Origin of the sequence: Streptomyces sp. NPDC056600 (genome assembly GCF_042792855.1) — a bacterium.
In the GTDB taxonomy this organism is placed as follows: domain Bacteria; phylum Actinomycetota; class Actinomycetes; order Streptomycetales; family Streptomycetaceae; genus Streptomyces.
In genome coordinates this window covers 1-25763 of the sequence record NZ_JBHTVQ010000026.1, presented here as the reverse complement: position 1 = coordinate 25763, position 25763 = coordinate 1, and the positions used below count along the sequence as shown (strand labels likewise).

The window sequence follows — 25763 nt, the reverse complement described above, 5'->3', positions numbered from 1 at the left end:
CTCTAAGGACATGCTGGACCTCCACCACGGCGACGACGCGGACGCCGTGAACGACCTGCGCTCCGCAGTGATGCGCCTGGCCCGCCGACTCAAGCACCAGCGGGTGGACGAGTCGCTGAGCCCCACCGAGATGTCGGTGCTCGGCACCCTCGCCCGCTGCGGCCGTGCCACCCCTGGTGAGCTGGCCCGCAAGGAGCACGTGCAGCCGCCGTCCATGACCCGCATCGTGGCCCTGCTCGAGGCCAAGGGACTGGTCCGCCTGGAGCCGCATCCGGAGGACCGCCGGCAGAAGGTCGTCTCCCAGACCGACGCGGCCGAGGCGATGCTCGAGGAGAGCCGCCGCAGGAGGAACGCGTTCCTCGCCGCGCTGGTCGAAGGGGGACTCGACGAGGAGGAGTGGGCGAAGATCCGGGCCGCCGCGCCGGTGCTGGAGAAGCTCGCCCACCTGTGAGCTGAACGCCAGAAGGACTGGACGCCAGAAGGAGGCGAACCTTTTTGAGTTCGGGATCCGGAGCAGACTCCGCCCCCGCACCGTTCGAACCACCGACCCCCCGCACCACCCCCGCCGCCGTCCCCGGCGGCGGTGAGCCCCGCCGCAAGGGCTCGATGTTCAGTTCCCTCAGGATCAGGAACTACCGGCTCTTCTTCGCCGGCCAGGTCGTCTCCAACATCGGCACCTGGATGCAGCGGATCGCCCAGGACTGGCTGGTGCTCAGCCTCACCGGCTCGTCCACCGCCGTCGGCGTCACCACGGCGCTGCAGTTCCTGCCGATGCTGCTGCTCGGGCTGTACGGCGGGCTGCTGGTGGACCGGCTGCCCAAGCGGCCCACCCTGCTGGTCACCCAGTCCTCGATGGCCGTCACCGGCCTCGCGCTGGCCGCGCTCGACCTGAGCGGGCACGTCGAGGTGTGGCACGTCTACGTCGCCGCCCTGCTGGTCGGCATGGCCACCGTCGTCGACAACCCGGCGCGCCAGACCTTCGTCTCCGAGATGGTCGGACCGGGGCAGCTGCAGAACGCGGTCGGCCTCAACTCCGCCAACTTCCAGACCGCCCGCCTGATCGGTCCCGCCGTGGCCGGCGTGCTGATCACCGGCATGGGCACGGGCTGGGCCTTCCTGATCAACGGGCTCTCCTTCGCCGCCCCCCTCGCCTGTCTGACGCTGATGCGGACGTGCGAGCTGCACCCGGTGGATCGCGCGCCGCGCGCCAAGGGGCAGCTGCGGGAGGGCATCCGCTACGTGTCCGGGCGTCCGCACCTGTACTGGACGATCGTCCTGATCGGCTTCGTCGGGGCCTTCGGCTTCAACTTCCCGGTGGTGCTGTCCGCCTTCGCCTACGACGTCTTCGACACCGGGGCGGCGGGCTACTCGTTCTTCAACATCCTGATCGCCGTCGGCTCGCTGGCCGGCGCGCTGCTGGCCGCCCGGCGCGCCCGGGCGCGGCTGCGGCTGCTGATCGGGGCGGCGCTCGCCTTCGGCCTGCTGGAGGTCGCGGCGGCGCTCAGCCCCGGGCTGTGGCTCTTCTCGGCGCTGCTCGTGCCGATCGGGGCGTTCAGCATGACGCTCAACGTCACCGCCAACACGGGCGTGCAGATGGCCACCGAGCCCGCGATGCGGGGGCGGGTGATGTCGCTCTACATGATGGTCTTCATGGGCAGCACGCCGATCGGGGCGCCGCTCGCCGGCTGGGCGACGGACGTGTACGGGGCGCGGGCGGGCTTCGCGGCCTGCGGCGCGGTCGCCACGCTGTCCGCCGTCGCGGTGGGCGTGGCCCTGGCCCGGCTGGGCCGCCTGCGCCTCGCCGTCGGCTGGCAGGGCGCGCACCCCACGGTGCGGGTCGTCCCGCGCGAACGGGAGCTGGTCACCGCGAGCTGACGGGGGCGGTCCGAGGACGGCACGGGATCGAGGAAGGGGCGGGCGCCGGGAAACTCCGGCCCCCGCCCCTTCGCCGTTGCGGGTACCGACGCGTAGACGGTGCCGACCCGCGGGCGGTGGACCGGGCCCGGAAGCCTCCGGCTCCGCGCCGCCGCCCGTGATCGCCCTCCGGCGGGGCGAAGACCGGTCCGCCCCACGGAGACCGGTCCCCCGGCGGAGGCCAACCCGCCCCGCGGACGTCGATCCACTCCGCGGAGACCGGCCCACGGTGGAAGCCGGTCCACCCCGGCGGAGGTCAGTCCGCGCGGCGGTGGCGGGCGGCGGCCCACAGGCCGACGATCACGGCGATCAGCGCCACCCCGCCGAGGCCGACGCTCCCCCCGTTGCCGCCGTCGCCCCCGGAGGCCTCCGCGGGCGGGCCCGCCGCCGGTGGGCGGGAGGACGACGAGGTGTCCCCGGGGCGTGCGGACCGCTCGGGTTTCTCGACCGCGGCGCCCTCGGGGGCCGGCTTGGCGACCACCCGGCTGCCCTCGCCCTCGCTGCCGAACAGCAGCAGCCGCCCGTCCGCGCTGTACGTCAGCGACTCCCCCTGTCCCTGGAACGGCGGGGACAGCCGCTGCCGCTCCTTCGGCCGGCCGCCGTTCCAGTCCAGCAGCACGCCGTCCAGGTAGCCCCGCACCGCCAGCTGGGACCCGTCCGGGGAGAAGGCCGCGTCCGTCGCCCAGACGTCGATGCCGGCCACCGGCCGGAAGACGTTCACACCGGTCGCCGACAGCCGCTTCGGCCCGGCCAGGACGTGCCCGTCGCCGCCCTTGCGCTTGTCGACGATGTAGACCCGTCCGGTCTTCGGGTGCACGGCCAGCGACTCGGCGTCCCGCGCACCTCCCTCGTACCTCACCACGTACTGGGTGGCCGACACGGTGGCGTCCCGCAGCCGCGCCGGCTCGGGGAAGGCGTAGATCCAGACGTGGTCCCAGCCGCCGTCGAAGTTGTCGCCGATGTCCCCGACGTACACCCGCCCGTCCGGACCCACCGACACGGCCTCGATGTCCCGCGCCTGCCCGACCCCCGACAGGGTCACGGTGGCCACGGTCCGCCCGGTGCGGCCGTCGACGGCGAACACCCGGGAGCCGTCCTCGCTGTCGTTGTGCGTCCAGTAGATCCCTGGGTGCCGGCGCGAGGCGGCCAGACCGCTCGACTCGGTGATCCGCGGATCCGCCAGCGTGAAGCTCCCGTCCCCCTCCTCGGCGGCGGCGGGGGCGGCGGAGACGGCACAGCCGGCGGCGGCCAGGAGCACCGCCCCGGCGAGGGTCGCGAGCGATCGACGCAGCATGGGCCCAGTGTCCCCCCTCACGTCGCGTCGCGGGCCGGGAACGGGGCATCATGATCGGCATGCTCAGGTTCATGCCCGTCGGGGACTCCATGACGATCGGCAGCGCGGGGGAACACACCTGGCGCTACCGCCTCTGGCAGCACCTGCGGGCCACCCTCGACGCCCCGTTCGGGATCGTCGGTCCCCGTGAGGCGCTGCACGACCCTGCCACCGACGGCCCCGACTCCCACGAGTACGCCGCCGACGTCGACCCGGCGTTCCCCCGCGCGCACCTGGCCGGCTGGGGCGAGGGCTGGCAGCACATGATGCCGCTGATCGGCGAGGAGGTCCGCGCGCACCGCGCCGACGTGCTGCTCATCTCCCTCGGCCTGATCGACCTGGGCTTCTACACCAACGCCCGGCAGACCGCCGACAACGTGCGCCGCTTCGTGATCAACGCCCGCGAGGTCCGGCCCGCGGTGCGGATGGTCATGCTGCCGGTCATCCCCAACGTGCGCGCCGCCAAGGACGAGGACTTCGCCGCCGAGGTGACCCGCTTCAACGAGCTCCTCGCCCAGGAGACCGCCGCCCTGCACACCGACCACTCCCCCGTCCTCCTCGCACCCGTGCCGCCCGGCTGGGACATCGACCACGACACCTACGACGGCACCCACCCCAACGCCTCCGGCGAACACAAGCTGGCGGCGACGTTCGCGGACGTGATGCACGAGGAGTGGGGATACGGGGAGCGGTACGAACCTTCGTTCCCCTGACCGGATCTCCGCGCGTCACCGGCCGCTCCTCCTATCGTTGAACCGTCCGGCCGGACTCGGCCGAGGGCGGCCGGGGAAGGAGCGCCACGATGACCGTCCTCCTGGAAGATGGGATCGAAATGGCCACCATCGACGAACAGGCGCTCGACACCCTGTTCGATGAGATGGCCGCCCCCGCGGGCTACAAGGCTGAGATCGTCGGGGGAGTCATCCACAAGTCGCCGCAGCTGCGCATCCACTTCGAGATCATCCGCAGGATCCTCCGTGTCCTGGAGGACGCCTTCGGTATGGACGTCCTCGTCCTCTCCGATGTGCGCATCGACTTTCCGGGCCACCTCAACGGCTTCTGCCCGGACGTCGCGATGCTCCGGGACGGCGCCCAGCCCGGCCCCGGGGAGCGCTGGCGGTACCAGGACGTCGAGTTCGTCGCCGAGGTGATCTCCCGCGGGACGGCACGCAACGACTACGAGCCGAAGAAGAGCGCCTACGCGCAGGCCGAGGTACCGGTGTACGTCATCGCCGACCCCTACCAGCGCCGGTGCCACGCCTACACCGACCCCAAGGAGGGGATCTACATGACCGAACTGACCGTCGCCTTCGGCGGTGACGTCGATCTCTCCTCCACCTCCCTGGGCCTCGTCCTCCCCACCAAGGACTTCCCGGTGGAGTGACGGCAGGGTGACCGCCGAGTCCCTCTTGCCAACGCTTCTTCAAGGCGTCGGCCAGGAGACTCCAGCTGTAGGTCTTGACCGCATCGACCTGACGCTCGACAGCGCCGACACCCGGATCTTCGGCGACCTGCAAGGCACCCGTCTGCGGAACATCTCTTCGGCGTTCCCGTAGGCCCTTTCGCGATGATCCCAAGACCAGTCGGCCGGACGGGATTAGGCTGAGCGTTCGCTGCGACCAGCACCGGTCATGTCGAGTCCGGGGGACGCGCACGCATGGACGAACAACTCCGCCGCCTGAACGAGTTGGCGAAGTCCTCGCCGAACTTCGGGATGCTGTACCGGCATGAGCCTCTGCTCGCCCTCTACGGCAGCCAGGCCGAGCTGAACGTCTTCACCAACCCGAACGCGGCCTCCGTCAGCGCGCGCCAGTAGCGACGGACCGCGGGAAGAGGGCCGGGGTCTGGTCCTGGAAGCGCTGGGCCCCGCGAGACAAGCGCACCGGGCATCCAACGGAGTCCCTCGTGAGGACTTCCCCACCGACTGACTCGAGTCCCTCTTGCCCGGCGGGCCGTCAGGGCGTTGGCTGGGGACCATGAAGTACACACAACTGGGACGCACGGGTCTCAAGGTCAGCCGGCTCGTCCTCGGAACCATGAACTTCGGTCCGCAGACCGACGAGGCCGACAGCCACACGATCATGGACGCCGCCCTCGACGCGGGCCTGAACTTCTTCGACACGGCCAACGTGTACGGGTGGGGCGAGAACAAGGGCCGCACCGAGTCGATCATCGGCAGCTGGTTCGCCAAGGGCGGTGAGCGCCGCGACAAGGTGGTGCTGGCCACCAAGGTGTACGGCAACATGAGCGCCGACGAGAAGCCCTGGCCCAACCACGACCGGCTCTCCGCGCTGAACATCCGGCGCGCCGTGGAGGCCAGCCTCAAGCGGCTGAACACGGACTACATCGACCTGTACCAGTTCCACCACATCGACCGCCGGACCCCGTTCGAGGAGATCTGGCAGGCGGTGGACGTCCTCGTCCAGCAGGGCAAGATCCTCTACGCCGGGTCCTCCAACTTCCCCGGCTTCAAGATCGCCCAGGCCAACGAGGTCGCCACCCGCCGCGGCGGCGGCACCACCATCGGCCTGGTCAGCGAGCAGTGCCTGTACAACCTGGCCGAGCGGCGCGCGGAGATGGAGGTCATCCCGGCCGCCCGCGACTACGGGCTGGGCGTGATCCCCTGGTCGCCGCTGCACGGCGGTCTGCTGGGCGGCGTGCTGAAGAAGGAGAACGAGGGCAAGCGGCGGGCGAGCGGGCGGTCCGCGGACGCGCTGGCCAACACCGCCGTGCGCGAGCAGGTGCAGGCCTACGAGGACCTGCTGGACAAGCACGGCATCGAGCCGGGCGAGGCCGCGCTGGCGTGGCTGCTGACCCGGCCGGGCGTCACCGGGCCGATCGTCGGCCCGCGCACCGTCGAGCAGCTTGAGTCCGCGCTGCGCGCGCTCGAGCTGGAGCTGAGCGAGGAGGTGCTGACCGGGCTGGAGGAGATCTTCCCCGGTCCGGGCCCGTCGCCGGAGGCGTTCGCCTGGTAGACCCCTCGCGGTGAGGCGTTCGCCCGCGGGGCGTGGGCGGGCGCCTCGCCCCGTCGCGTCTGCCCTCGGGCCGTCGCGTCCGCCGTCAGGCCGTAGCGACGTCGGGCTCTCGCGCCGCCGGGCTCTCGCGCCGTCGGCCGGACTACCGGCCGATGGCCGAGGCCAGGGCGACGGCGACGAACATCAGGACGAGCACACCGGCCATGATCCGGTTCCGGGTCTTGGTATCCACGCCTTCGAGGTTAACCGGAGACTCCGAGCCGCCAGCGGGCGGCCGTCTCGTAGCGGGGCTGCTCGCCGGGGATCCCGGAGCGCGGCAGCCGGCTGTGGACCAGGGCCAGCTCCTCCACCGGCCAGGAGCGGCCGCGGTAGCCGTCCAGGGCCTCCAGGACCGGCCGGACGTCCGGGGGCGCGGCGCCGCGGCCGGAGCGGGCCAGCGAGAGGTGCGGCCGGTAGCGGCGGTGCTCCTCCAGGCGCAGCCCGGCCCTGCGGGCGGCGGCCTCGGCGCGTGAGGCCAGGAAGCCCAGGTCCCGCACGTCGCCCTGGACCCCGGCCCACAGCGCGCGCCCCCGGCCGAACTGGCCGGCCCCGGCCAGGCTCAGCGCGAACGGCGCGGTGTGGGCGGCGGCACGGGCCAGCCGCTCGCGCAGGGCGGGCAGCCGCTCCTCGTCGACCTCGCCGTAGAAGGCGAGGGTCAGGTGCCAGTTCGCGGGCGCGGTCCAGCGCAGCCGCTGCCCGGCGGGGAGCCCGCGCAGCGGGGCCACGGCGTCCGCGAGGTCCTGGATCACGTCGTCCGGGGGCAGCACGGCGGCGAAGAGGCGCATGCCCCCAGGGTGACGGCCCCGGGGGCCCGGACGCCATCCGCCTGGCGGAGGACCAGCGGATGGCGTCCGCGCCCCGGGTCAGTCGAACCAGCGCGCGGTGGCGAGTTCCGCGGTGCGCGAGGGGTCCTCGAGGAGGGCGGCAACCTCGAAGCGGCGGGGCCACTGGCGGGCGGCCCAGGCGAGCCCGGCGGCCACGCCCTCCAGCGTGGCCGCGTGCACCGTGCCGTCCACGGCGAGCCGCCAGTCCAGCTCGGTCCCGTCGACCACCAGCTCCTCGTGCTCCACGTACGTCTCCGGGGCGGCGGGCCCCAGCAGCACCCGCACCGCCTGCGGCACCTCGTGCTCGACGCCCTGCGAGACGACCGTCCCGGGCACGGTCTCGCTGAGGCGGCGGATCTGGAAGAGCTCCGCCAGCTCGGCGGCGAGTTCCGGGCGCACCGGCAGCAGCGGCGTCCCCTCGATGAGCGGCAGCAGGTCGGGGGTGTCCACCACCACGGCGTAGGCGGAGTCGACGATCTCCGCGCGGCCGTCCACCACCGCGCGCACCTCGTCGGGCAGCAGCCCGACCCGCTCGGGGTCGAGCTCGGCGAGCGCGCTGTACAGGCCGTGCAGCTGGGCGGGGGTGACGGTGCGGTCCTGGTCGGCGAGGCGGTCCAGGAGCTCGGCCGGCCCGCCCGGCTCGTCGAGCAGCGCTGCCACCGAGGTGCGCACGCCCAGGGCGCGCAGCACCTGGACGTCGTCGAAGCCGGTGGCGTCCGCCTCGTCGTAGAGGCCGCGCAGCAGGGGGTCGCCGCCGGCCGCGAGCAGTCCGGCCGGGCGGCGGCCGTCCAGCACCGGGTGGCCGCGCAGCCACCAGGCGGTGTACGGGCGGACGGTCTCGTGGGTGCCGTCGGGCATCAGCACCCGCACCGGCTGGACGAGGGCGTCCCGCAGCGGCGGGCGGGAGAGCATCGCCAGCGCCTCGGGCCAGTGGTCGTCGTCGACCAGTTCCAGGTCGCGGACGGCGACCAGTTCGGTGGCGACCGGCGGAACGGGCGTGCCGGGGAAGCGGTCCAGGACGTCCTCGCACCAGACGTCGACCGCGTCCAGCAGCCCGGCGTCGTCGGGCTCGGCGAACTCCGAGTCGCGGGGCTCCAGTTCGTCCGGGTCCAGGACGACGTCGGTGGCGCGGACCAGGGTGAAGCCGGCCAGCACGCCGCAGGCGGCGAGGGTCTCCTCGCCCCAGCGCTCGGCGATCTCCTCGTCCACCGCGAGCAGTTCGCCCTCGCGCACGACGCGGGCGAACGCGCTGCCGGGGAAGAGCAGTTCACCGGCGGGCGCGAGTTCGCCCTCCTCGTCGGGCAGGGCCAGCGCCCCCAGCCAGGGCTCGTCGCCCGGTTCCAGGTTCGCGTCGCGCACCAGCGAGAGGACCAGGTCGGCGAGTTCGTCGGCGTCCAGCGCGTTCTCGTCCCAGCCGGCGCCCTCGTCCTCGAGCGAGGCGGCGACGGCGGCGCGGACCTGGCCCGTGGTGAGGACGGCGCGGGCGGTCGCGGGCAGCGCGCCCAGCTTCTCCAGCAGGGGGTGCGCGGCGTCGGGGTGGGCGACCTTGAGACCGAGGCGGGCGAGCAGCTCCGGGTCGGCCGACGGCCCGTCGGCGGTGGGCAGCAGCACCTGGCGCGGGCCGATAACGGTGCGGCCTCCCCCGGCGAGCGGGACGGGCAGGCCGGTCAGCCGGTCGGGGTCGACGCCCAGCAGGCTGTCGTAGAGCCTGTGCCACCACTCGGCGGACTTCTCCAGCCCGGCCAGCCGGTCGATCGCCTCGGTCAGCGGGAGCCGGGCGACGCCGAGGGAGCGCAGCTCGGTGCGGCGTTCCAGCCCGGCGGGGAGCAGGGTGGGCAGCACCTCGGCGAGGACCTTGACGGTGCCGGCGCCGGCACCCTCGACGACCTCGGCGTCGCGCGGCCGCAGCGCCTCGGGCAGGTCGCTGTCCGAGCCGTCGCCGCGTGGCGGGAGGGCCGGGGGCAGGAAGGCGGTGCGGGGCAGCCGGTCGAGGACGGCCGCACGCAGGGCGCCGTCCAGTTCGCCCTTGCCGAGCGGGCCGGGGACCAGGGAGATCAGGCCCTCGCCGACCGGCCGCCAGGCGGACAGCAGCGCGGTGTAGAGGGCGGCGGCGCGCTCCACCAGGAAGTCGGTGAGCGCTCCGGGCGCGACGTGCCGGCGGGTGGTGTCCAGCGGGAAGGTGGCGATCAGCAGGGCGGGCACGCCGACCGGCTCGTCGCTGGGGGTCGGCGCGTGCAGCACGGGGCTGGTGCGGGGACGGCCGGGCGCTCCGGCGTCGTCGACGGGGACGGCCCAGGTCACCGACCAGTGCGGGCGCAGGCGCTCCTCCACGGGGCGGTCGGCGAGGAGCCGGGCGTCGAGTGCGCCGTGGTCGGCGGCGGTGCGCCAGCGGGTCGTCCCGGTCCGGGAGTCCTCGACCACGACCTCGTCGCCCTCGTCGCGGCGGCGCAGCACGCGCTCGGGCCCGTCGTCGCTCTCCACGACGACCTCGGCCAGGCCCGGCAGGGCCAGCAGCAGGGCGTCGTCCACGGCGTCCAGCAGCCGGGCGGCGAGCGCCTCGGCGGCGGTGTCGCGCAGCGGGAGGATGACGGCGGTGTCGTACGGGGCGGGCGCGGTGCCCTCGGCGGGGAAGGGCAGGCGCAGCACCGGGACGTGGCCGTCGCGGCGGCGGATCTCCTCGGCGAGGCCCGCGCTGCCCTTGGCCTCGGCCTCGGCGGCGGCGAGGTCGCGGGACTCGGCGAGGGACCAGCGGACGCCGCCGTGGCGGGAGACGACGGCGGGCTCGTCGGTGACGGCGAGGACGGCGGCGAAGCCGACGCCGAAGCGGCCGACGGCGGTGTCCGTGTCGCGTTTGGCGGAGGCGCGCAGGGTGGACAGCGACTCCACTCCGGCCGCGTCGAGCGGGGCGCCGGTGTTCGCGGCGACCAGGACGCCGTCGCGCAGGGTGAGGCGCAGGCGGCCCGGGACGCCGGCGCGGGCGGCCGCGTCGGCGGCGTTCTGGGCGAGCTCGACGACCAGGCGGTCGCGGTACCCGCCGAGGACGAGGTCCTCCTCGGCGTTGGCGTCCTCACGGAAGCGGGGCGGGGCTGTGGTCCAGGTGTCCAGGACGGCGCGGCGCAGGGGCGCCGTGCCGAAGAGGTCCGGGGCGGGGTCCGGGGCGCCGGGGTCGGTGCTCGTCACGTTCACGTGAAGGCGGCTAACGCCACGGCGGGGGCGTCCACGATCCGTCCACGAGGTGAGCCCGTTCACCTCACGGTCACCATGAGCAGGCACCATGGCGGGGTGAACACGAGCCAGACGCCCCGGACAGGACCGACGACCCCGACCTCCCGGACGGCCCCGGCGTCCCCGAGGACGCCGACGGTCGGCTTCGACCTCGACATGACCCTGATCGACTCCCGCCCGGGCATCCACGCCTGCTACACGGAGCTCTCGGCGCTGACCGGCACGTTCGTCGACGCCGATCTGGCCGTCACCCGGCTGGGCCCGCCGCTGGAGACGGAGCTGGCGCACTGGTTCCCCGAGGAGCGCGTCGCGGAGATCGCCGACGTGTACCGGGAGCTGTACCCGCGTTTCGCCGTCGCGCCGACGACCGCCATGCCCGGGGCCCGGGAGGCGGTGGACGCGGTGCGCGCGGCGGGCGGCCGGGCGGTCGTGGTGACCGCGAAGTACGAGCCGAACGCGAAGCTGCACCTGGCGCACCTCGGCATCGACGCCGACGCCGTGATCGGCGGCCTGTGGGCGGAGGCCAAGGCGGAGGCGCTGCGGGCCCAGGAGGCGGACGTGTACGTGGGCGACCACGTCGGGGACGTGCTCGGCGCGCGGCGCGCGGGCGCGCTGTCCGTCGGCGTGGCGAGCGGTCCCTGCCCGGCGGAGGAGCTCCGCGAGGCGGGCGCCGACGTGGTGCTGGCAGACCTCTCGGAGTTCCCGGGGTGGCTGGCGGGCTACCTCTCGGCGCCCACGCCGGAGCCCGAGGCCGCCTGAGCGGCGGCCGCCGCCCGGGCCTCCTGGGCCTCTCGCGCCTCGCGGCGTCCGGCCGCGGCGGACGTCAGCACGCCCGCGGCGGCGATCAGGAAGCCCACGCCCATCAGCATGCTCAGGCAGAACATGTAGACGGGGAACGGCGTGGTGCCCAGCAGGAGCGGCGCCACGGTGACCAGGGTGGCCACGGCGCCGACGACGAAGACGATCCCTCCGGCACGGACCAGGCGGTCGCCGGTGTTCAACGGTGTTTGTTCACGCACCCGACCAGGGTAGTTCCCAGCCAGGGGAAACGGCCGGGGGACGTCTTGTCGCCCGGTGTGGGCCCATTAGCCTGTAAACCGGCCGATATCGACGGCCGCCATCACCGCAACCAGCACGAGGACGAGGACGACGGACGTGCCTACCGGCCAGGTCAAATGGTTCAACAAGGAGAAGGGCTTCGGCTTCCTCTCCCGCGACGACGGCGGTGACGTCTTCGTCCACTCCTCGGTCCTGCCCGCCGGCGTCGAGGCCCTCAAGCCCGGTCAGCGGGTCGAGTTCGGCGTGGTGGCGGGTCAGCGCGGCGAGCAGGCGCTCGCCGTGACCCTGCTGGAGCCGGCCCCCTCGGTGGCCGCGGCGCAGCGGCGCAAGCCGGCCGAGCTGGCGTCCATCGTCCAGGACCTGACCACGCTGCTGGAGGGCATGGTGGCCGGCCTGGACCGGGGCCGCTACCCCGACAAGGCGGTCGGCAAGAAGGTCGCCACCCTGCTGCGGGCGGTCGCCGACGACCTGGACGTCTAGTCGCCGACGTCCGGTCGCCGGCGACCGGACGCCCAGGGGGCACGGTCACGGGAACACGGTCACGGGAAGGCGAGCGCGTCCGGCTTCAGCGCCGGGACGAGGCCCTGGTCCGCGGCGCGGTCCAGCAGGCCGCGGATCGCCGCCAGGCCCTCCTCGCCGAGGTCCGCGGTGAACTCGTTGACGTACAGGGCGATGTGCTGGTCGGCGACGGCCGGGTCCATCTCCTGCGCGTGCTCCATCACGTACGGGCGCGTCGCCTCGGGCACCGCCCAGGCGGCGCGCACCGAGGCGCGGGCCGCGTCGGCCAGCCGGTTCAGCGTGTCCTCGCCCAGGGAGCGCTTGGCGATGATCGCGCCGAGCGGGATCGCCAGCCCGGTGGTGGCCTCCCAGTGCTCGCCCATGTCGGCCAGTTTGGTCAGGCCGTAGTCCTGGTAGGTGAAGCGCGCCTCGTGGATGACCAGGCCGGCGTCCACCCTGCCGTCGCGGACCGCGGGCATGATCTCGTGGAACGGCATGACCACGATCTCGCCGACGCCGCCGGGCACCTCGGCCGCCGCCCACAGCCGGAACAGCAGGTAGGCGGTGGAGCGCTCGCTCGGCACGGCGACGGTGCGCCCGGCCAGGTCGCCGGGGGCGACGGCGTCCCGGGTGAGCACCAGAGGGCCGCAGCCGCGGCCCAGCGCGCCGCCGCAGGGCAGCAGCGCGTACTCGTCCAGCACGTACGGCAGCACCGCGTACGACACCTTCAGCACGTCGAACTCGCCGCGCTCGGCCATGCCGTTGGTGATGTCGATGTCGGCGAAGGTGACGTCGAGGACGGGCGCGCCGGGGATCCGGCCGTGGGCCCACGCCTCGAAGACGAAGGTGTCGTTCGGGCAGGGCGAGTAGGCGATGCGCAGCGCGGCGGCGTGCCCGGCCTGCGCGGCGGCGTGCTCGGTCTGCGCGACGGCGGCAGGGGTGACGACGGCGGCGGGGGTGTGCTTCGGCGTGTCGCTCATGGCTCCACTCTCTCGGTGCTGAAGCGCCTCAGGACGGGGGCGAGCCCCTCGAAGGCGGCGGTGAGGGCGGCCAGCGCCTCGGGGATCCGCCAGGCGGCGCGGTCGCGGGGGCCGACCGGGTTGGAGACGGCCCGGATCTCCAGCACGGGGACGCCGTGCGCGGCGGCCGCCTCGGCGACGCCGAAGCCCTCCATCGCCTCGGCGAGCGCGCCGGGGTGACGGGAGAGCAGCAGCGCGGCGCGCCCTGCTGTGCCGGTGACGGTGGAGGCGGTGAGGACCGGGCCGGTGGCCGCTCCGGTGGCCTCGGCGGCGGCGCGGACCAGGTCGGCGGGCGGGCGGTGCGTGACGGCGCCGAAGCCGAGCTCGGTGACCGGCAGGAAGCCGTCGGCGGTCTCGGCGCCCAGGTCGGCGGCGGTGATCTCGTCGGCCACCACCAGCGAGCCGACGGGCGCGGCGGGCGCGAAGCCGCCGCCGATGCCGGCCGAGACGACCAGGCGGTAGGGCTCGCCGCGCAGGGCGGCGGCGGTGAGCGCGGTGGCGGTGGACGCGGCGGCGAGCGCGGGGCCGACGCCGGCCGCGAGGAGGTCGGGGCCGTCCGGGAGTCCGCGCACCAGCAGGCCGCCGGGCAGCGCCGCCTCAGCGGCGACGGGGCCGAACGCGCGGGCCACCGCGTCCCCTTCGGCGGGGACGGCGGTGGCCACCAGTACGCGGGTCATGCCGGGCACGGCGCGGTCAGGCGTCGTCGCCGCGCTTGAGCTTGAACGTCCACAGGCCGGTGGTCTTGGCCTTGTCGTCCTCGTCCAGCGCCTGGATGGCGACGACGGTGGAGTTGCCCTGGGCGCCGTACTGGGAGCTGAAGAAGACGCTGCCGGGGATGGTCCGGTAGGTGCGGCCGCTGTCCTCGACGAGCGGGCGGCCGTTCATCAGGATCACCCAGCGGCTGTCGGCGATCTCCTGGTCGACGCCGAACCGGACGGTCTCGTCCTGGTTCACCTTCAGGGTCGGGACGTCCTTGTCCTGCAGGCAGGAGGTCAGCTCCTCGGAGCCGATCGCCTTGCCGTCGTTCCAGCAGGAGGCCTCCGAGTGGACCGTGTCCGTGTTCACGGTCACGGTGGCGACCGGCGACGGCGCGTCGCAGGCGGAGAGTGCGAGCAGCCCGGCGGAAACGGCGCCGGCGGCGGCGACGGCTCGGCGGCGGCGCGCGGCGGAGTGCATCGTGGTCATGGCCGAAGGCTATCTGGCCCCGGCAACGACAAGGTCACGCGGGGGTCGGCGTGCCGTCCCCCGCGCCGCCCATACGGTGCGAACCGCCGTGTGGGGGGCGCTTTCGCCTCCTGGGCAGGCCAGGTGAGGGGCCGGGCGGGGCGCTTGCCGCGCCGCATCCCGGCGACGGGCCGCGCGAGCCCGCGACCGGGTCAGGAGTGGCCCAGGTCCTCCGTGGAGGAGTCGGCCGTGGCGGGGACGGAGCCCTCGTCGGGGACCGAGACGGGGTGCAGGACCATCGACTCGACCCGGGTCTCGTCGAGGACCGGCGGCGCGGGCCGCGGCGGCTTCGGCATCACGGCGGCCTCCGAGTGGGCGCCGCAGCCGTACCCGAGCGACACCACGCGTCCGTCCGCGGGCGAGAACTCGTTGGCGCACACGCCGAACGCCTGGCCCAGCGAGCCGCCCACCCGGGCGAGGAAGCCGCAGCTCACGCAGGTGGCGGGCGCCGCCTGCGCCATCGGGGCCTTCGGGCCGAAGGAGTCCTCCCACCGGTCGGCGGCGGAGTGCAGCCCGTAGCGGGAGAGCACCCGGGCCCGGCGCAGGCCCAGCTCCTCGGCGACGGCCGCGATCGTGCCGCGGGCCGGGGTGACCGGCAGCTCCGCCGGTCCGGCTCCCTCGACCTCGGCGTCCTCCGCCTCGGCCAGCGCGGCCATCTCGTCGGAGACCGCGGAGTTCGGCGCGGGCTCGTCCTCGCCGCTCCAGCCCGGCTCCAGGCGCAGGTCGTCGGCGCCTGTCGGCAGGAGGTCGCCGGGGCCGAGGTCGCCCGGCCGCAGCCGCTCGCTCCACGGCACCCATTCGGGGGCGAGCAGCGAGTCGGGGCCGGGCAGCAGCACCGTCTCGTCCAGGGTGACGATCTTGGCACGGGAGGCCCGGGCCACCGTCACGGCCCAGCGCCAGCCGCGGTAGCCGAGGTCCCGGCACTCGAAGAAGTGGGTGACGACGCGGTCCCCCTCGGAGACCGTGCCGACGTGTTCGCCGACGACTCCCGGCGCGGCGGCCTCCTCGGCTGCGGCGCGGGCGAGGTCGACGGCCTCGGCGCACAGGCGGTCGGGGGTGCGGCTTCGCGTTGTCGCTGCGCTCACAGGTATCGCTTCTCTCCTACGCCGTCTCACGGGTGCACGCGTACGGCGGCGGGGCGGACGGAGCGGACCGAAGGGCCGCGTCGACGTCCGCGCCCGATCGCGCTCGGGCGCACCTATGTCATCCATTCTGCGGGATGAGGTTCAGGCGCGCAGCCGAGTGCAACCACCACGGCGCGCAACCGAACGCTACCTTCTCCGTGGCCGTCGGCCCACACCGGCGGGCGGTTCCGGCGTTCCCGATCGGCGCGCGAGGGTCTCGCGGGACGTGCCGGCCCTTCCTCCGACAATCCGAACCGCCCGGACGGAACAGCGCATAACCGCCGCGGGCGGGGCACTATGACGGGGTGGCAGCCGTACGGACGTCCCGGGGAGCCGGGGGGCGAACCATCGGCGGAGCGGACCGTGACGACGGACCGTTCCGTGCCGTCGGACGTGCCCTGAGGTCCCCGTTCGGCGCGCTGGGCCGGCTGATCCGCCGGGTCACCCACGCGCACGGGGCGGGCGAGTCGGGGCTGGGCAAGCTGATCGAGCTGCACGCGGTGAACGGGGCGGGCGACGTCCTGATCACCGTGGCGCTGGCCTCCACCGTTTTCTTCTCCGTCCCCACCGACGAGGCGCGCGGGCGCGTCGCGCTGTACCTGGCGATCACCATGGCGCCGTTCGCGCTGCTCGCCCCGGTGATCGGACCGCTGATCGACCGCATCCCGTACGGCCGCCGGGCCGCCATGGCGACCGCGATGGGGGCGCGGGCGGTGCTGGCGCTCGTCCTCACCGGGGCGGTGGTCGGCGGCGGCATCCAGCTGTACCCGGCGGCGCTGGCGGTGCTGGTGTGCTCCCGGACGTACGGGGTGGTGCGCAGCGCGGTGGTGCCACGCCTGCTGCCGCGCAAGTTCTCGCTGGTCAAGGCGAACTCCCGGGTCACCCTCGGCGGGCTGATCGCCACCGGCGTGGCCGCGCCGGTCGGGGCGGCGCTGCACCAGCTCGGGCCGCGGTGGCCGCTGTACGCGGCGTGCGCGGTGTTCGTCGCGGGGACGCTGCTGTCCTTCTCGCTGCCGAAGAAGGTCGACTCCGCGAAGGGGGAGGAGCCGGCGCTGCTGGCGGCCGACCCCGAGCACCTGCACGGCCCGCACCGGCGCAGCCCAGGGGACCGGCCCCGGCTGGCGCTGCGCGCGGTCGGCACGAGCGTGACGCACGGGCTGGCGGTCAACGCCTCGCAGCGGGTGCTCTCCGGGTTCCTGCTGTTCTTCCTGGCCTTCCTGCTGCGGGAGCACCCGCTGAGCGGGCAGAGCGTGGCCGTCTCGATGGGCATCGTCGGCGTCTCGGCGGGCACCGGCAACGCACTGGGCACGGCGGTCGGCGCGTGGGTGCGGGCCCGGGCGCCGGAGCGGATCATCGTGTCGGTGGTCGCGCTGGTGGTGTTCGCGGGGGCGCTGGCCGCGGCGTTCTTCGGGGCGGCGATGGTGGCGGTCCTCGCGGGCGTGGCCGGGTTCGCCCAGGCGCTGTCCAAGCTCTCGCTCGACGCGATGATCCAGCGGGACGTCCCCGAACAGGTGCGGACCTCCGCCTTCGCCCGCTCCGAGACCACACTGCAGCTCGCCTGGGTGGTCGGCGGCGCGATCGGCATCTCCCTCCCCCTGGTGGGCCCCCTGGGCATGGCCGTCGCCGCGGCCATCGTCGGCATCGGCTGGGCCACCACCGTCCGCGGCCTCCTCCACAGCGCGGCGGCAACGGGCCGCCGCACCCTGGCCTGACGACGGGGCCCGGCCCGGGGGCGGCGTGCCCTCACGTGACGGCACGGTCCGGGGGCGCGCCTCCACCGTCCCCGCGCGGGCGGCTCGGACCCACCTCCCCGCCCGCAGCTGAGCTGCCGCTCCCGCCCCTTGCGTGCGGCTGAGCCACCATGCCCGCCCCCCTGCGGACGGCCGGGCGCGCGCGGCACCGTGCCTGCGCACCCCCTGCGGGCGCCTGGGCCGCCCAGGGGGCGATGGGGGTGCTCCCTGGACGAAGTCCTTGGGGGAGGCGGGCGCAGGGGCGGCGCCTCCGCGGCGAGGCTCGTCCCACCTGGCGCGAGCCGACGGCACCGTACGCACGTGACCCCCGCCGCAGCGCGGGCCAAGCTGAGCTCCGGCGGCCGGCGCCCTCTGGTTCCCCCGACCCGCCCCCTTCCCCAGAGGGCTTACGTCGCGTGGAGCGAGCCGCTTCGTGAGGACATGAGGCCCTGCGCCCACCCTCCCCCAGACTTCGTCCGGGGGGACCCCCATCGCCCCGCGGCACGATTGCCCGCAGGGGGTGAGGCCCAGCGGCACGATGCCCGCAGGGGGGCCACTGCGGCCAAGGCCCGGGTCAAGTCGCCTCACGCCGGCAGGCCGGCCGTGGTGTCGGGCGCGGTGGCCGCTGAGAGGCCGGGGGCACTCACGCCTGTCGGCGGCGGGTGTGCCAGAGGACGTAGGCGGCCGTGAGGACGGCGGCGGCGCGCAGGACCCAGGGGCCGGTCTCGGTGAGGGCGGCGGCGAGTTCGCCGTCGAGGAGGGGGGCTCCCCAGCGGCCCCGGGCGCGGCCCCAGAGCCAGACGACGCCGCCCGCGACGGCGAGGCCCGGCATGATCATGAGCGCCCACCGCGTCCCGCCCGGCCCGAGCCGCCGTGAGCCCCAGACGATCAGCCAGCCCAGGGCCAGCGGCAGCAGGTGACCCAGCACCGCGCCCGCGACCAGCAGCAACGCGGCGGCGATCAGGGCGGGACTGCCGAGGCCCGCCCCGCCGCCGGCGCCCTTGCGCCCGCGGCGGAGCCACCCGAACCGCCGGCCCGCCGGGACGACGGCCGGCGCCACCGCTCCCGGGTCCGGCGGCAGGGCGGCGTCCGCCCCGGCCCCGGGGTCCCCGTCGCGTGCACGCTCCCGCGGAGGCGGCTTGAGCATCTCGGGGATCTCGACGCCCCCGGTGAACCCGGGCACCTCGTCGGGCCCCGCCACCGGGTCCACCCGCCACCAGTCGCCCGCCGCGGTGGCCTCGTCCTCCCGCTGCTTCGGCACGCTCCTGCGCAGCCCCCACAGCCGGGACCCCTGAGGGGCGGACGGCGCGGCCTCGGGCGAGGGCGACCCCGCCGCCGAGGGCGCCGAGGACGCGGGCTCCGATGACGCGGCGGCCGCGGCGGCGGGAGCCTGTGCCACGGGGGCCGACGGGGCGGCGGGGGGCGTGTCGGGGGCCGCCCGCTGGACCGGCACCGACCCGCCGGCCGCCGCGACGACCGCGTCCGGCGACCCCAGCCGGTCCAGGATCCGCCGCACCGTCGCGGGACCGTCCCCCATCGCCTTGGCGCGCCGCCGGTCGATCTCGCCGCGCAGCTCCGTCACCAGCCGCATCCGCGTCGCCGACGGCAGCTGCCGCTGCTGGGCGACGTCGCCGACCCGGCTCAGGTAGTCGTAGACCAGCCGGTCGCTCTCGATCCCCACGTGCTCAACCTCCCGTGCCACCGCCCTGCCGCCGCCCCGCGCTCCCCCGGGCCCGCGCCTTCGCACGCTAGCGCAGAGACACCGCCGCGGCCCCGGAACGCCGCCCCTGACACTCCCCGGGACCCGCCGCCCCGCCTGCCCCTCCACAGGCCTGCCCAGGCTGTGACGGTCCCACCCACTACCGTTAGGCGGATGAGCACCGAGGAGAAGCCGGCGGCAACCCCCCGTTCCCTCGCGGAGGCGTTGCGCGCCCGGGACGACGCGTCGTTGTCCGCGCTGCTGCGCGCCCGCCCCGACCTGGTGACCCCCGTCCCCACCGACCTGACGCAGCTGGCCACCCGCGCCGGCACCCGCGCGTCCGTGGCGCGCGCCCTGGAGCGGCTGGACCGCTTCACCCTGCAGACCGCCGAGGCGCTGGCGGTCGCCGCCGACCCGGCGTCCTACGACGAGCTGCTGCGGCTGATGGCGGGCGAGCAGGGGGACGATCCGCACGCCGCCGACTCCCCGGTGGCCCGCGCCCTCCCGCACGCCGTGGCGAAACTGCGCGAGCAGGCCCTGGTGTGGGGCGACGACGCCCGGCTGCGGCTGGTGCGCACGGCCCGCGAGGTGATGGCGCCCACGCCGCGGCACCCCTCGCCGACCGGCCTGGGCCCGACGGTGGCGGAGGCCGCCGTCCCCATGTCGCCCAACCGGGTGCAGGACATCCTGGCCACCGCCGGCCTGTCGTCGACACACGACGCGGTCTCCGCGGTCACCGCGCTCACCGACCTGTTCACCGACCCGCAGCGGATGTCCGACCTGCTGTCCGACGCGCCCGTCGACTCCCTGGAGATCCTGGACCGCCTGGTGTGGGGCCCGCCCTACGGCCAGGTGACGCACGACCCCGCGCCCAGACTGCGCTGGCTGATGGACCGCGGCCTGCTGCTGCCGATCGCCCCCGGCACCGTCGTGCTGCCCCGCGAGGTGGCGCTGCACCTGCGCGGCGGGCGCGCCCACCGGGTCACCGAGCCGCAGCCGCCCGCGGTGCGGGCCGCCACGCAGCACCCGCCGCAGGTGGTGGACGCCACCGCGGCCGGGCAGGCGTACCAGGCGCTGGTGACGGTGGAGGACCTGCTGAAGCTGTGGGACGGCGGCGGCCCGGCCGTGCTGCGGGCCGGCGGGCTCAGCGTGCGCGACCTGAAGCGGACCGCCGTGTCGCTCGGGGTGTCCGAGCCGGAGGCGGCGTTCTGGCTGGAGCTCGCCTTCGCGGCGGGCCTGCTGGCCTCCGACGGCGAGGCCGACGAGCGGTACGCGCCGACCCCCGCCTCCGACGCGTGGCTGGAGGGACCGCCCGCCGAGCGGTGGGCGCGGCTGGCCGAGGCCTGGCTGACGGCCACCCGCACGCCCGGCGTGGTGGGCGGCCGGGACGCCAAGGACCGTGCGCTGTCCGCGCTCGGTCCCGGCCTGGACCGTTCCGCCGCGCCGGAGGTGCGGCACCGGGTGCTGACGCTGGCGGCCTCGCTGCCGTCGGGCGCCGCGCCGGACGAACGGTCGCTGCTGGAGCGGCTCCAGTGGGAGCGCCCGCTGCGACGGGCGGACGGTTCGGCCGGCTCCTCCGGCGGGCCGGGCGGCGGCGAGGAGGACCTGCGGACCCGGATCGCCCGCTGGACGCTGGAGGAGGCCGAACGCCTCGGCGTCAGCGGGCGCGGCGCGCTGTCCTCGCACGGCCGCGCGCTGCTCCTCGGCGAGGTGCGGGAGCCCGCGGCGGCCGGGGCGCACGAGGGGACGCCCGACGAAGTGCCCGGCGGGACGGAGGCGGTCGGCGGCCACGGCTCCACCGCCGTCGCGGACACCGGGCCGGGCGACAGGCTCCCGGTCCACCGTCACCACGACGTCCACGACCACCCCGGCGGGGCCACCGGCGGCCCCGAGCGGATCCCCGCTCCGCTGCCGCCCGCCGAGCAGGCCGAGGCCGCGGACCTCGCGGCCCGGGTCCTCACGCCGCTGCTGCCCGCGCCGCTGGACCACGTGCTGCTGCAGGCCGACCTCACGGCGGTCGCGCCGGGGCCGCTGGTGCGGCCGCTGGCCGAGACGCTGGACGTGCTGGCGGAGGTGGAGTCCAAGGGCGGCGCCACGGTCTACCGGTTCACGCCCGGTTCGGTGCGGCGCGCGCTGGACTCCGGCCGCACCGCCGCCGACCTGCACGCCTTCCTCGCCGCGCACTCCCGCACGCCGGTGCCGCAGCCGCTGGCCTACCTGATCGACGACGTGGCCCGGCGGCACGGCGTGCTGCGGGTGGGCGCGTCCTCCTCGTACGTGCGGTGCGACGACGAGAAGGTGCTGGAGGAGATCCTGGCCGACGGACGGTCCTCCGGGCTGGGCCTGCGGCGGCTGGCGCCCACCGTGCTGGCGGCGCGGACCGACCCGACGGCGCTGCTGGAGGGTCTGCGGTCGATGGGGTTCGCCCCGGCCGCGGAGTCGCCGGAGGGCGACGTGCTGATCGCCCGCGCCGCCGCGCACCGGACCCCGCCGCGCGCGGTGCCGCAGCCGGTGCCGGAGGGGCCGCCGACGCCCGACGGACCGGCGCTGTCCGCCGCGGTGCGGGCGATCCGTGCGGGGGACGACGCCTCGACCGCGCCGCTGCGGGCGCCGGACGGGGCGGAGGGGGACCTGCCGCGCGGTTCGGCGGCGGACACGCTGGCCACGCTGCAGATGGCGGTCATGACGGGCACCCGCGTGCTGATCGGTCACCTCGACGCGGCGGGGATCGCCACCCAGCGGGTGCTGACGCCGCTCAGCGTGGAGGGCGGCTTCGTCACCGCCCATGACCACACGGCCGCGGGCGTCCGCACGTACCCCCTCCACCGCATCACCGGCGTCGCCGAACTCGACGACGAGGCGTGACGCGCCGGAGGGGCGCGACGGGGGCGACGGGCGTACCGCGGGCGGGTCCGGCGGCGGCACCACCGGACCGCCGGACCGCGGGCGGCGCCCGCCGGCCCGCCCGCGTCGGGGTCCGTCAGTCGGCGGCGAGCACGTCGTCGGCGTCGACGATGCGGTATGCGTACCCCTGCTCGGCCAGGAACCGCTGCCGGTGCGCCGCGAAGTCCTGGTCGACGGTGTCCCGCGCGACCACCGAGTAGAAGTGCGCCTGGTGCCCGTCCGCCTTCGGCCGCAGCACCCGCCCCAGCCGCTGCGCCTCCTCCTGCCGGGACCCGAACGTCCCCGACACCTGGATGGCGACCGTCGCCTCCGGCAGGTCGATCGAGAAGTTGGCGACCTTCGAGACGACCAGCACGTTGATCTCGCCGTTGCGGAACGCGTCGAACAGCTTCTCCCGCTGCGCGTTGCTGGTCTCGCCCTTGATGACCGGGGCGCCCAGGTGCTCGCCCAGTTCGTCGAGCTGGTCGATGTACTGCCCGATGACCAGGATCTGCTGCCCGGCGAACTTCCGGACCAGCGCCTGAGTCACCTTCCGCTTGGTGGCCGTCGTCGCGCAGAAGCGGTACTTCTCCTCCGTCTCGGCGGTGGCGTACGCCAGCCGCTCGGAGTCGGTGAGGTTGACCCGCACCTCGACGCAGTCGGCGGGCGCGATGTACCCCTGCGCCTCGATCTCCTTCCACGGCGCGTCGAACCGCTTGGGCCCGATCAGCGAGAAGACGTCGGACTCCCGGCCGTCCTCGCGCACCAGCGTGGCGGTCAGCCCGAGCCGCCGCCGGGCCTGGAGGTCGGCGGTGAACTTGAAGACCGGCGCGGGCAGCAGGTGCACCTCGTCGTAGAGGATCAGCCCCCAGTCGCGGGAGTCGAACAGCTCCAGGTGCGGGTAGACGCCCTTCCGCCGGGTCGTCAGCACCTGGTAGGTGGCGATGGTGACCGGCCGGATCTCCTTCTTCGTGCCGCTGTACTCGCCGATCTCGTCCTCGGTCAGCGAGGTGCGCCGCACCAGCTCGGACTTCCACTGCCGGGCGGAGACCGTGTTGGTGACCAGGATCAGCGTGGTCGACTTCGCCTCGGCCATGGCGCCCGCGCCGACCAGCGTCTTGCCCGCGCCGCAGGGCAGCACGACGACGCCGCTGCCGCCGTGCCAGAAGTTCTCCACCGCCTGCCGCTGGTACGGCCGCAGCTGCCAGCCGTCCTGGTGCAGGTCGATCGGGTGCGCCTCGCCGTCGATGTACCCGGCGAGGTCCTCGGCGGGCCAGCCCAGCTTGAGCAGCGTCTGCTTGATCTGGCCGCGCTCGGAGGGGTGCACGGCCACCGAGTCGGCGTCGATCCGGACGCCGACCAGCGGGGCGATCCGCTTGGACTTCAGCACCTCCTCCAGCACCGGCCGGTCGGTGGTGGTGAGCACCAGGCCGTGCACGGGGTGCTTGGAGAGCGTCAGCCGGCCGTAGCGGTCCATCGTCTCGGCGATGTCGACCAGCAGCGCGTGCGGCACCGGGTAGCGGCTGTAGGTGACCAGCGCGTCGACGACCTGCTCGGCGTCGTGCCCGGCGGCGCGGGCGTTCCACAGGCCGAGCGGCGTGATCCGGTAGGTGTGGATGTGTTCGGGCGCCCGCTCCAGTTCGGCGAAGGGCGCGATGACCCGACGGCAGTCGTCGGCCTGCTCGTGGTCGACCTCCAGCAGCAGTGTCTTGTCACTCTGCACGATCAGCGGACCGTTCACCCCGCGCCACCTCTCCCTCATGGCCGCACCTCGTCGGCCAAACGTCCAGTGTGCATCACTTGGGGCGGGGCGCGGGGTGACCCGGGCCACCAGCCGGCCGGCACGGGCGGGCCTTCGGCCCGTGGTGGCGAAAACGCGTTGGCGCCGCCCCCGCGCGGGGGCGTAGGATCCCGCGTCTCCCGCCTCCGTGCCCCGGAGTGCCGCCGACCGGACGGAAACCGGCCGGTCCGCCGCCCCCGCGCCTCGCGCCCGGCGGCCGTCACCGCACACCATCAGGTACGCACGTCCGGAGGCATGCCGTGTCCAGCACGACCCCGTCCAGCCCGTCCGACGCTCCCGCCGACGACCCTCATGCCGGTGACCCGCTCGCCCGGGAGCGCGCCCACCTGGCGGCCTCGCGGGCCGCTCTGCGGGCCATGCGGGAGGACGTCGAGGCCCTCGACATCAGCGACGTCACCGCCAACTGGGTGAACGCGCAGATCCTGACCCGGCAGATCGACGAACGCATCCGGTCCCTCGCCGACCTCAGCGACACGCCGCTGTTCTTCGGCCGCCTCGACTTCCTGCACGCGCCGGGCGCCGACCGGGCGGAGGGCGCCGGCGGGGAACGGTTCTACATCGGGCGGCGGCACGTGCACGACGCCGACGGCGACCCCATGGTGATCGACTGGCGCGCACCGGTCTCCCAGGCGTTCTACCGGGCCTCCCGCAAGGACCCGATGGACATCGGGCTGCGCCGCCGCTTCGGCTACACGGGCGGCGAGCTCACCGCGTACGAGGACGAGCGCCTGACCGACCCGGCGGAGGCGGAGACCACCAGCCGGCTGCTCCAGCAGGAGATCGAGAAGCCGCGCGTCGGCCCGATGCGCGACATCGTGGCGACCATCCAGCCGGAGCAGGACGAGATCGTCCGCTCGGGGCTGGGCGGCACGGTCTGCGTGCAGGGAGGCCCCGGCACCGGGAAGACCGCGGTCGGCCTGCACCGGGTGGCGTTCCTGCTGTACGCCTACCGGGAGCGACTGGCCCGCACCGGGACGCTGGTGATCGGGCCGAACCGCTCCTTCCTGCACTACATCGAGCAGGTGCTGCCGGCGCTGGGCGAGCTGGAGGTCAAGCAGGCCACCGTGGACGACCTGGTCGCCCAGGTCTCCGGCGTCGAGGTGCGCGGCGCCGACGAGCCGGCCACCGCGCTGCTCAAGGGCGACGCGCGGATGGCCGAGGTGGTGCGGCGGGCCGTGCGCTCGCACGTCACGACGCCCACCGAACCGGTGGTGGTGGTCCGCGGCTCGCGGCGGTGGCGGATCCCGGCGTACGAGCTCGAGGAGATCGTCACCGAGCTGCTCGGCCGGGACATCCGCTACGGCGCGGCGCGGGAGGCGCTGCCGCAGCGGATCGCGCACGCGGTGCTGGTGCGGATGGAGCAGTCCGGGGAGGCGCCGGACGACCGGGTGCAGGACTCGGTGGCCCGCAACGCGGCGGTGAAGGCGGCCGTGAAGGCGGTGTGGCCGCCGGTGGACCCGGCGAAGCTGGTGCTGCGGCTGCTGTCCGACCCGGAGTTCCTCGCCGAGCAGGCGGAGGGCGTGCTCACCGGGGACGAGCAGAAGCTGCTGCTGTGGACGAAGCCGGCGCGGTCGGTGCGGTCCGCGAAGTGGTCGGCGGCGGACGCGGTGCTGATCGACGAGGCGGCCGACCTGGTGCAGCGGACGCCGTCGCTGGGGCACGTGGTGCTGGACGAGGCGCAGGACCTCTCCCCGATGCAGTACCGCGCGGTGGGCCGCCGCTGCACCACCGGCTCGGCGACGGTGCTGGGCGACCTCGCGCAGGGCACCACGCCGTGGGCCACGCGCAGCTGGGACGAGGCGCTGCGGCACCTCGGCAAGCCGGACGGGGCGGTGGAGGAGCTCACCGCCGGTTTCCGTGTGCCGACGGACGTGATCACGTACGCCTCGCGGCTGCTGCCGCACATCGCGCCGGGGCTCACGCCGGTCGCCTCGGTCCGTGAGAACCCCGGGTTCTTCGACATCCGGCCGGTCGAGGACACCGGGGCCGTCGTCGCGGCCTGCGAGGAACTGCTGGGCAACGAGGGGTCGGTGGGGCTGATCGCCGCGGACGCGCGGGTGCCGGTGCTGGCCGAGGCGCTGGCCGCGGCGGGCGTCGAGCACCTCGCGCCGGGCGAGGAGACCACCGCCGCCGTCCGGCTCACCCTGGTGCCGGCCTCGCTGGCCAAGGGCCTGGAGTACGACTACGTGGTGCTCGACGAGCCGCAGGCCGTGGTCGACGGTGAGCCCGACGAACGCACCGGCCTGCGGCGCCTCTACGTCACCCTCACCCGAGCCGTCTCCGGCCTCGTCGTCACCCACGCGACGTCGCTGCCCACCCAGCTCACCTGACGACACGACCCCGCGGCCCGGCGGCCCGGCGGCCCCGCGGCCCGGCGGCCCGGCGGCCCGGCGGCCCGGCAGCCGGGCGGCCGGGC

Annotated in this window: 22 protein-coding genes; 12 read left to right on the top strand and 10 right to left on the bottom strand. The window is 75.1% G+C overall.

The annotated features are described in order from the left end of the window. Positions 1-10: 10 nt before the first annotated feature. Complete coding sequence (locus ACFRAV_RS15520) at positions 11-451, top strand: MarR family winged helix-turn-helix transcriptional regulator (protein WP_382555545.1); 441 nt, start codon at positions 11-13, stop codon at positions 449-451. Positions 452-495: 44 nt separating this feature from the next. Then, entirely contained in the window at positions 496-1875 is a 1380-nt protein-coding gene (locus ACFRAV_RS15515) for an MFS transporter (protein ID WP_382555542.1), read from the top strand. A 295-nt stretch (positions 1876-2170) separates the two neighbouring features. Here the strand turns inward: ACFRAV_RS15515 and ACFRAV_RS15510 are convergent, their stop codons facing one another. Then, complete coding sequence (locus ACFRAV_RS15510; protein ID WP_382555643.1) at positions 2171-3205, bottom strand: WD40 repeat domain-containing protein; 1035 nt, start codon at positions 3203-3205, stop codon at positions 2171-2173. A 62-nt stretch (positions 3206-3267) separates the two neighbouring features. Between ACFRAV_RS15510 and ACFRAV_RS15505 the strand changes: the two genes are divergently transcribed. From ACFRAV_RS15505 to ACFRAV_RS15485, 5 genes are all read left to right on the top strand, one after another. Next, a complete protein-coding gene (locus ACFRAV_RS15505; protein WP_382555539.1) occupies positions 3268-3960 on the top strand; it encodes a GDSL-type esterase/lipase family protein in 693 nt (230 codons plus the stop codon). 89 nt (positions 3961-4049) lie between these two features. Next, positions 4050-4631 carry a Uma2 family endonuclease gene (locus ACFRAV_RS15500; protein ID WP_382555536.1) on the top strand — a complete coding sequence of 194 codons (582 nt, stop codon included), beginning with the start codon at positions 4050-4052 and terminating at the stop codon, positions 4629-4631. 7 nt (positions 4632-4638) lie between these two features. Next, complete coding sequence (locus ACFRAV_RS15495; RefSeq protein WP_382555534.1) at positions 4639-4803, top strand: hypothetical protein; 165 nt, start codon at positions 4639-4641, stop codon at positions 4801-4803. Positions 4804-4904: 101 nt separating this feature from the next. Beyond that, complete coding sequence (locus ACFRAV_RS15490) at positions 4905-5063, top strand: hypothetical protein (protein WP_382555531.1); 159 nt, start codon at positions 4905-4907, stop codon at positions 5061-5063. Between the two features lie 160 nt (positions 5064-5223). After that, positions 5224-6222 carry an aldo/keto reductase gene (locus ACFRAV_RS15485; protein ID WP_382555529.1) on the top strand — a complete coding sequence of 333 codons (999 nt, stop codon included), beginning with the start codon at positions 5224-5226 and terminating at the stop codon, positions 6220-6222. Between the two features lie 242 nt (positions 6223-6464). Here the strand turns inward: ACFRAV_RS15485 and thpR are convergent, their stop codons facing one another. Together thpR and ACFRAV_RS15475 are read right to left on the bottom strand one after the other, a co-directional pair. Continuing rightward, positions 6465-7046 carry an RNA 2',3'-cyclic phosphodiesterase gene (thpR, locus tag ACFRAV_RS15480; protein WP_382555526.1) on the bottom strand — a complete coding sequence of 194 codons (582 nt, stop codon included), beginning with the start codon at positions 7044-7046 and terminating at the stop codon, positions 6465-6467. 78 nt (positions 7047-7124) lie between these two features. After that, positions 7125-10361 (bottom strand): sacsin N-terminal ATP-binding-like domain-containing protein, encoded by a 3237-nt coding sequence (locus ACFRAV_RS15475; RefSeq protein WP_382555523.1) that lies wholly within the window; start codon positions 10359-10361, stop codon positions 7125-7127. Between ACFRAV_RS15475 and ACFRAV_RS15470 the strand changes: the two genes are divergently transcribed. Next, positions 10347-11069, top strand: coding sequence for an HAD family hydrolase (locus ACFRAV_RS15470; protein WP_382555520.1), 723 nt, complete (start codon positions 10347-10349; stop codon positions 11067-11069). The two genes, ACFRAV_RS15475 and ACFRAV_RS15470, sit on opposite strands and share 15 nt — an antisense overlap. Here the strand turns inward: ACFRAV_RS15470 and ACFRAV_RS15465 are convergent. Continuing rightward, positions 11030-11329 (bottom strand): hypothetical protein, encoded by a 300-nt coding sequence (locus ACFRAV_RS15465; protein ID WP_351113041.1) that lies wholly within the window; start codon positions 11327-11329, stop codon positions 11030-11032. The two genes, ACFRAV_RS15470 and ACFRAV_RS15465, sit on opposite strands and share 40 nt — an antisense overlap. 136 nt (positions 11330-11465) lie before the next feature. Here ACFRAV_RS15465 and ACFRAV_RS15460 point away from each other — a divergent pair, with 136 nt between their 5' ends. Next, the gene (locus ACFRAV_RS15460) at positions 11466-11849 is read left to right on the top strand and encodes a cold-shock protein (protein WP_351113040.1); all 384 of its coding nucleotides are present in this window, start codon (positions 11466-11468) and stop codon (positions 11847-11849) included. Between the two features lie 59 nt (positions 11850-11908). Here the strand turns inward: ACFRAV_RS15460 and ACFRAV_RS15455 are convergent, their stop codons facing one another. The 4 genes from ACFRAV_RS15455 to ACFRAV_RS15440 all read right to left on the bottom strand — a co-directional run bounded on the left by ACFRAV_RS15455 (position 11909) and on the right by ACFRAV_RS15440 (position 15195). After that, the gene (locus ACFRAV_RS15455) at positions 11909-12847 is read right to left on the bottom strand and encodes a 1,4-dihydroxy-6-naphthoate synthase (protein WP_382555516.1); all 939 of its coding nucleotides are present in this window, start codon (positions 12845-12847) and stop codon (positions 11909-11911) included. Next, the gene (locus ACFRAV_RS15450) at positions 12844-13563 is read right to left on the bottom strand and encodes a futalosine hydrolase (RefSeq protein WP_382555514.1); all 720 of its coding nucleotides are present in this window, start codon (positions 13561-13563) and stop codon (positions 12844-12846) included. The genes ACFRAV_RS15455 and ACFRAV_RS15450 overlap by 4 nt, the downstream gene beginning before the upstream one ends. Positions 13564-13579: 16 nt before the next feature. Then, positions 13580-14071 (bottom strand): DUF2771 domain-containing protein, encoded by a 492-nt coding sequence (locus ACFRAV_RS15445; protein WP_382555511.1) that lies wholly within the window; start codon positions 14069-14071, stop codon positions 13580-13582. Positions 14072-14262: 191 nt separating this feature from the next. Next, positions 14263-15195, bottom strand: coding sequence for a DUF3027 domain-containing protein (locus tag ACFRAV_RS15440; RefSeq protein ID WP_382555508.1), 933 nt, complete (start codon positions 15193-15195; stop codon positions 14263-14265). 344 nt (positions 15196-15539) lie between these two features. Between ACFRAV_RS15440 and ACFRAV_RS15435 the strand changes: the two genes are divergently transcribed. Beyond that, on the top strand, positions 15540-16946 hold the full coding sequence (locus ACFRAV_RS15435) for an MFS transporter (RefSeq protein WP_382555506.1): 1407 nt from the start codon (positions 15540-15542) through the stop codon (positions 16944-16946). A gap of 661 nt (positions 16947-17607) precedes the next feature. Here the strand turns inward: ACFRAV_RS15435 and ACFRAV_RS15430 are convergent. Continuing rightward, complete coding sequence (locus ACFRAV_RS15430; protein ID WP_382555504.1) at positions 17608-18645, bottom strand: hypothetical protein; 1038 nt, start codon at positions 18643-18645, stop codon at positions 17608-17610. 192 nt (positions 18646-18837) lie between these two features. Between ACFRAV_RS15430 and ACFRAV_RS15425 the strand changes: the two genes are divergently transcribed. After that, the gene (locus ACFRAV_RS15425) at positions 18838-21528 is read left to right on the top strand and encodes a helicase-associated domain-containing protein (protein WP_382555502.1); all 2691 of its coding nucleotides are present in this window, start codon (positions 18838-18840) and stop codon (positions 21526-21528) included. Between the two features lie 115 nt (positions 21529-21643). Here ACFRAV_RS15425 and ACFRAV_RS15420 read toward each other — a convergent pair whose 3' ends face one another. After that, positions 21644-23287: a DNA repair helicase XPB gene (locus ACFRAV_RS15420; RefSeq protein ID WP_382555640.1), complete on the bottom strand. Its 1644-nt coding sequence runs from the start codon at positions 23285-23287 to the stop codon at positions 21644-21646. A gap of 299 nt (positions 23288-23586) precedes the next feature. Between ACFRAV_RS15420 and ACFRAV_RS15415 the strand changes: the two genes are divergently transcribed. After that, positions 23587-25677, top strand: a complete 2091-nt coding sequence (locus ACFRAV_RS15415) for a HelD family protein (protein WP_382555500.1) — start codon at positions 23587-23589, stop codon at positions 25675-25677. Positions 25678-25763 lie beyond the last annotated feature (86 nt).

Bases quoted from the DNA above. Each gene is read 5' to 3' on its own strand.
- ACFRAV_RS15520 (WP_382555545.1), top strand. From the start codon at position 11: ATGCTGGACCTCCACCACGGCGACGACGCGGACGCCGTGAACGACCTG.
- ACFRAV_RS15505 (WP_382555539.1), top strand. From the start codon at position 3,268: ATGCTCAGGTTCATGCCCGTCGGGGACTCCATGACGATCGGCAGCGCG.
- ACFRAV_RS15500 (WP_382555536.1), top strand. From the start codon at position 4,050: ATGACCGTCCTCCTGGAAGATGGGATCGAAATGGCCACCATCGACGAA.
- ACFRAV_RS15490 (WP_382555531.1), top strand. From the start codon at position 4,905: ATGGACGAACAACTCCGCCGCCTGAACGAGTTGGCGAAGTCCTCGCCG.
- ACFRAV_RS15485 (WP_382555529.1), top strand. From the start codon at position 5,224: ATGAAGTACACACAACTGGGACGCACGGGTCTCAAGGTCAGCCGGCTC.
- thpR (WP_382555526.1), bottom strand. From the start codon at position 7,046: ATGCGCCTCTTCGCCGCCGTGCTGCCCCCGGACGACGTGATCCAGGAC.
- ACFRAV_RS15470 (WP_382555520.1), top strand. From the start codon at position 10,347: ATGAGCAGGCACCATGGCGGGGTGAACACGAGCCAGACGCCCCGGACA.
- ACFRAV_RS15475 (WP_382555523.1), bottom strand. From the start codon at position 10,361: ATGGTGCCTGCTCATGGTGACCGTGAGGTGAACGGGCTCACCTCGTGG.
- ACFRAV_RS15455 (WP_382555516.1), bottom strand. From the start codon at position 12,847: ATGAGCGACACGCCGAAGCACACCCCCGCCGCCGTCGTCACCCCTGCC.
- ACFRAV_RS15450 (WP_382555514.1), bottom strand. From the start codon at position 13,563: ATGACCCGCGTACTGGTGGCCACCGCCGTCCCCGCCGAAGGGGACGCG.
- ACFRAV_RS15445 (WP_382555511.1), bottom strand. From the start codon at position 14,071: ATGACCACGATGCACTCCGCCGCGCGCCGCCGCCGAGCCGTCGCCGCC.
- ACFRAV_RS15425 (WP_382555502.1), top strand. From the start codon at position 18,838: ATGAGCACCGAGGAGAAGCCGGCGGCAACCCCCCGTTCCCTCGCGGAG.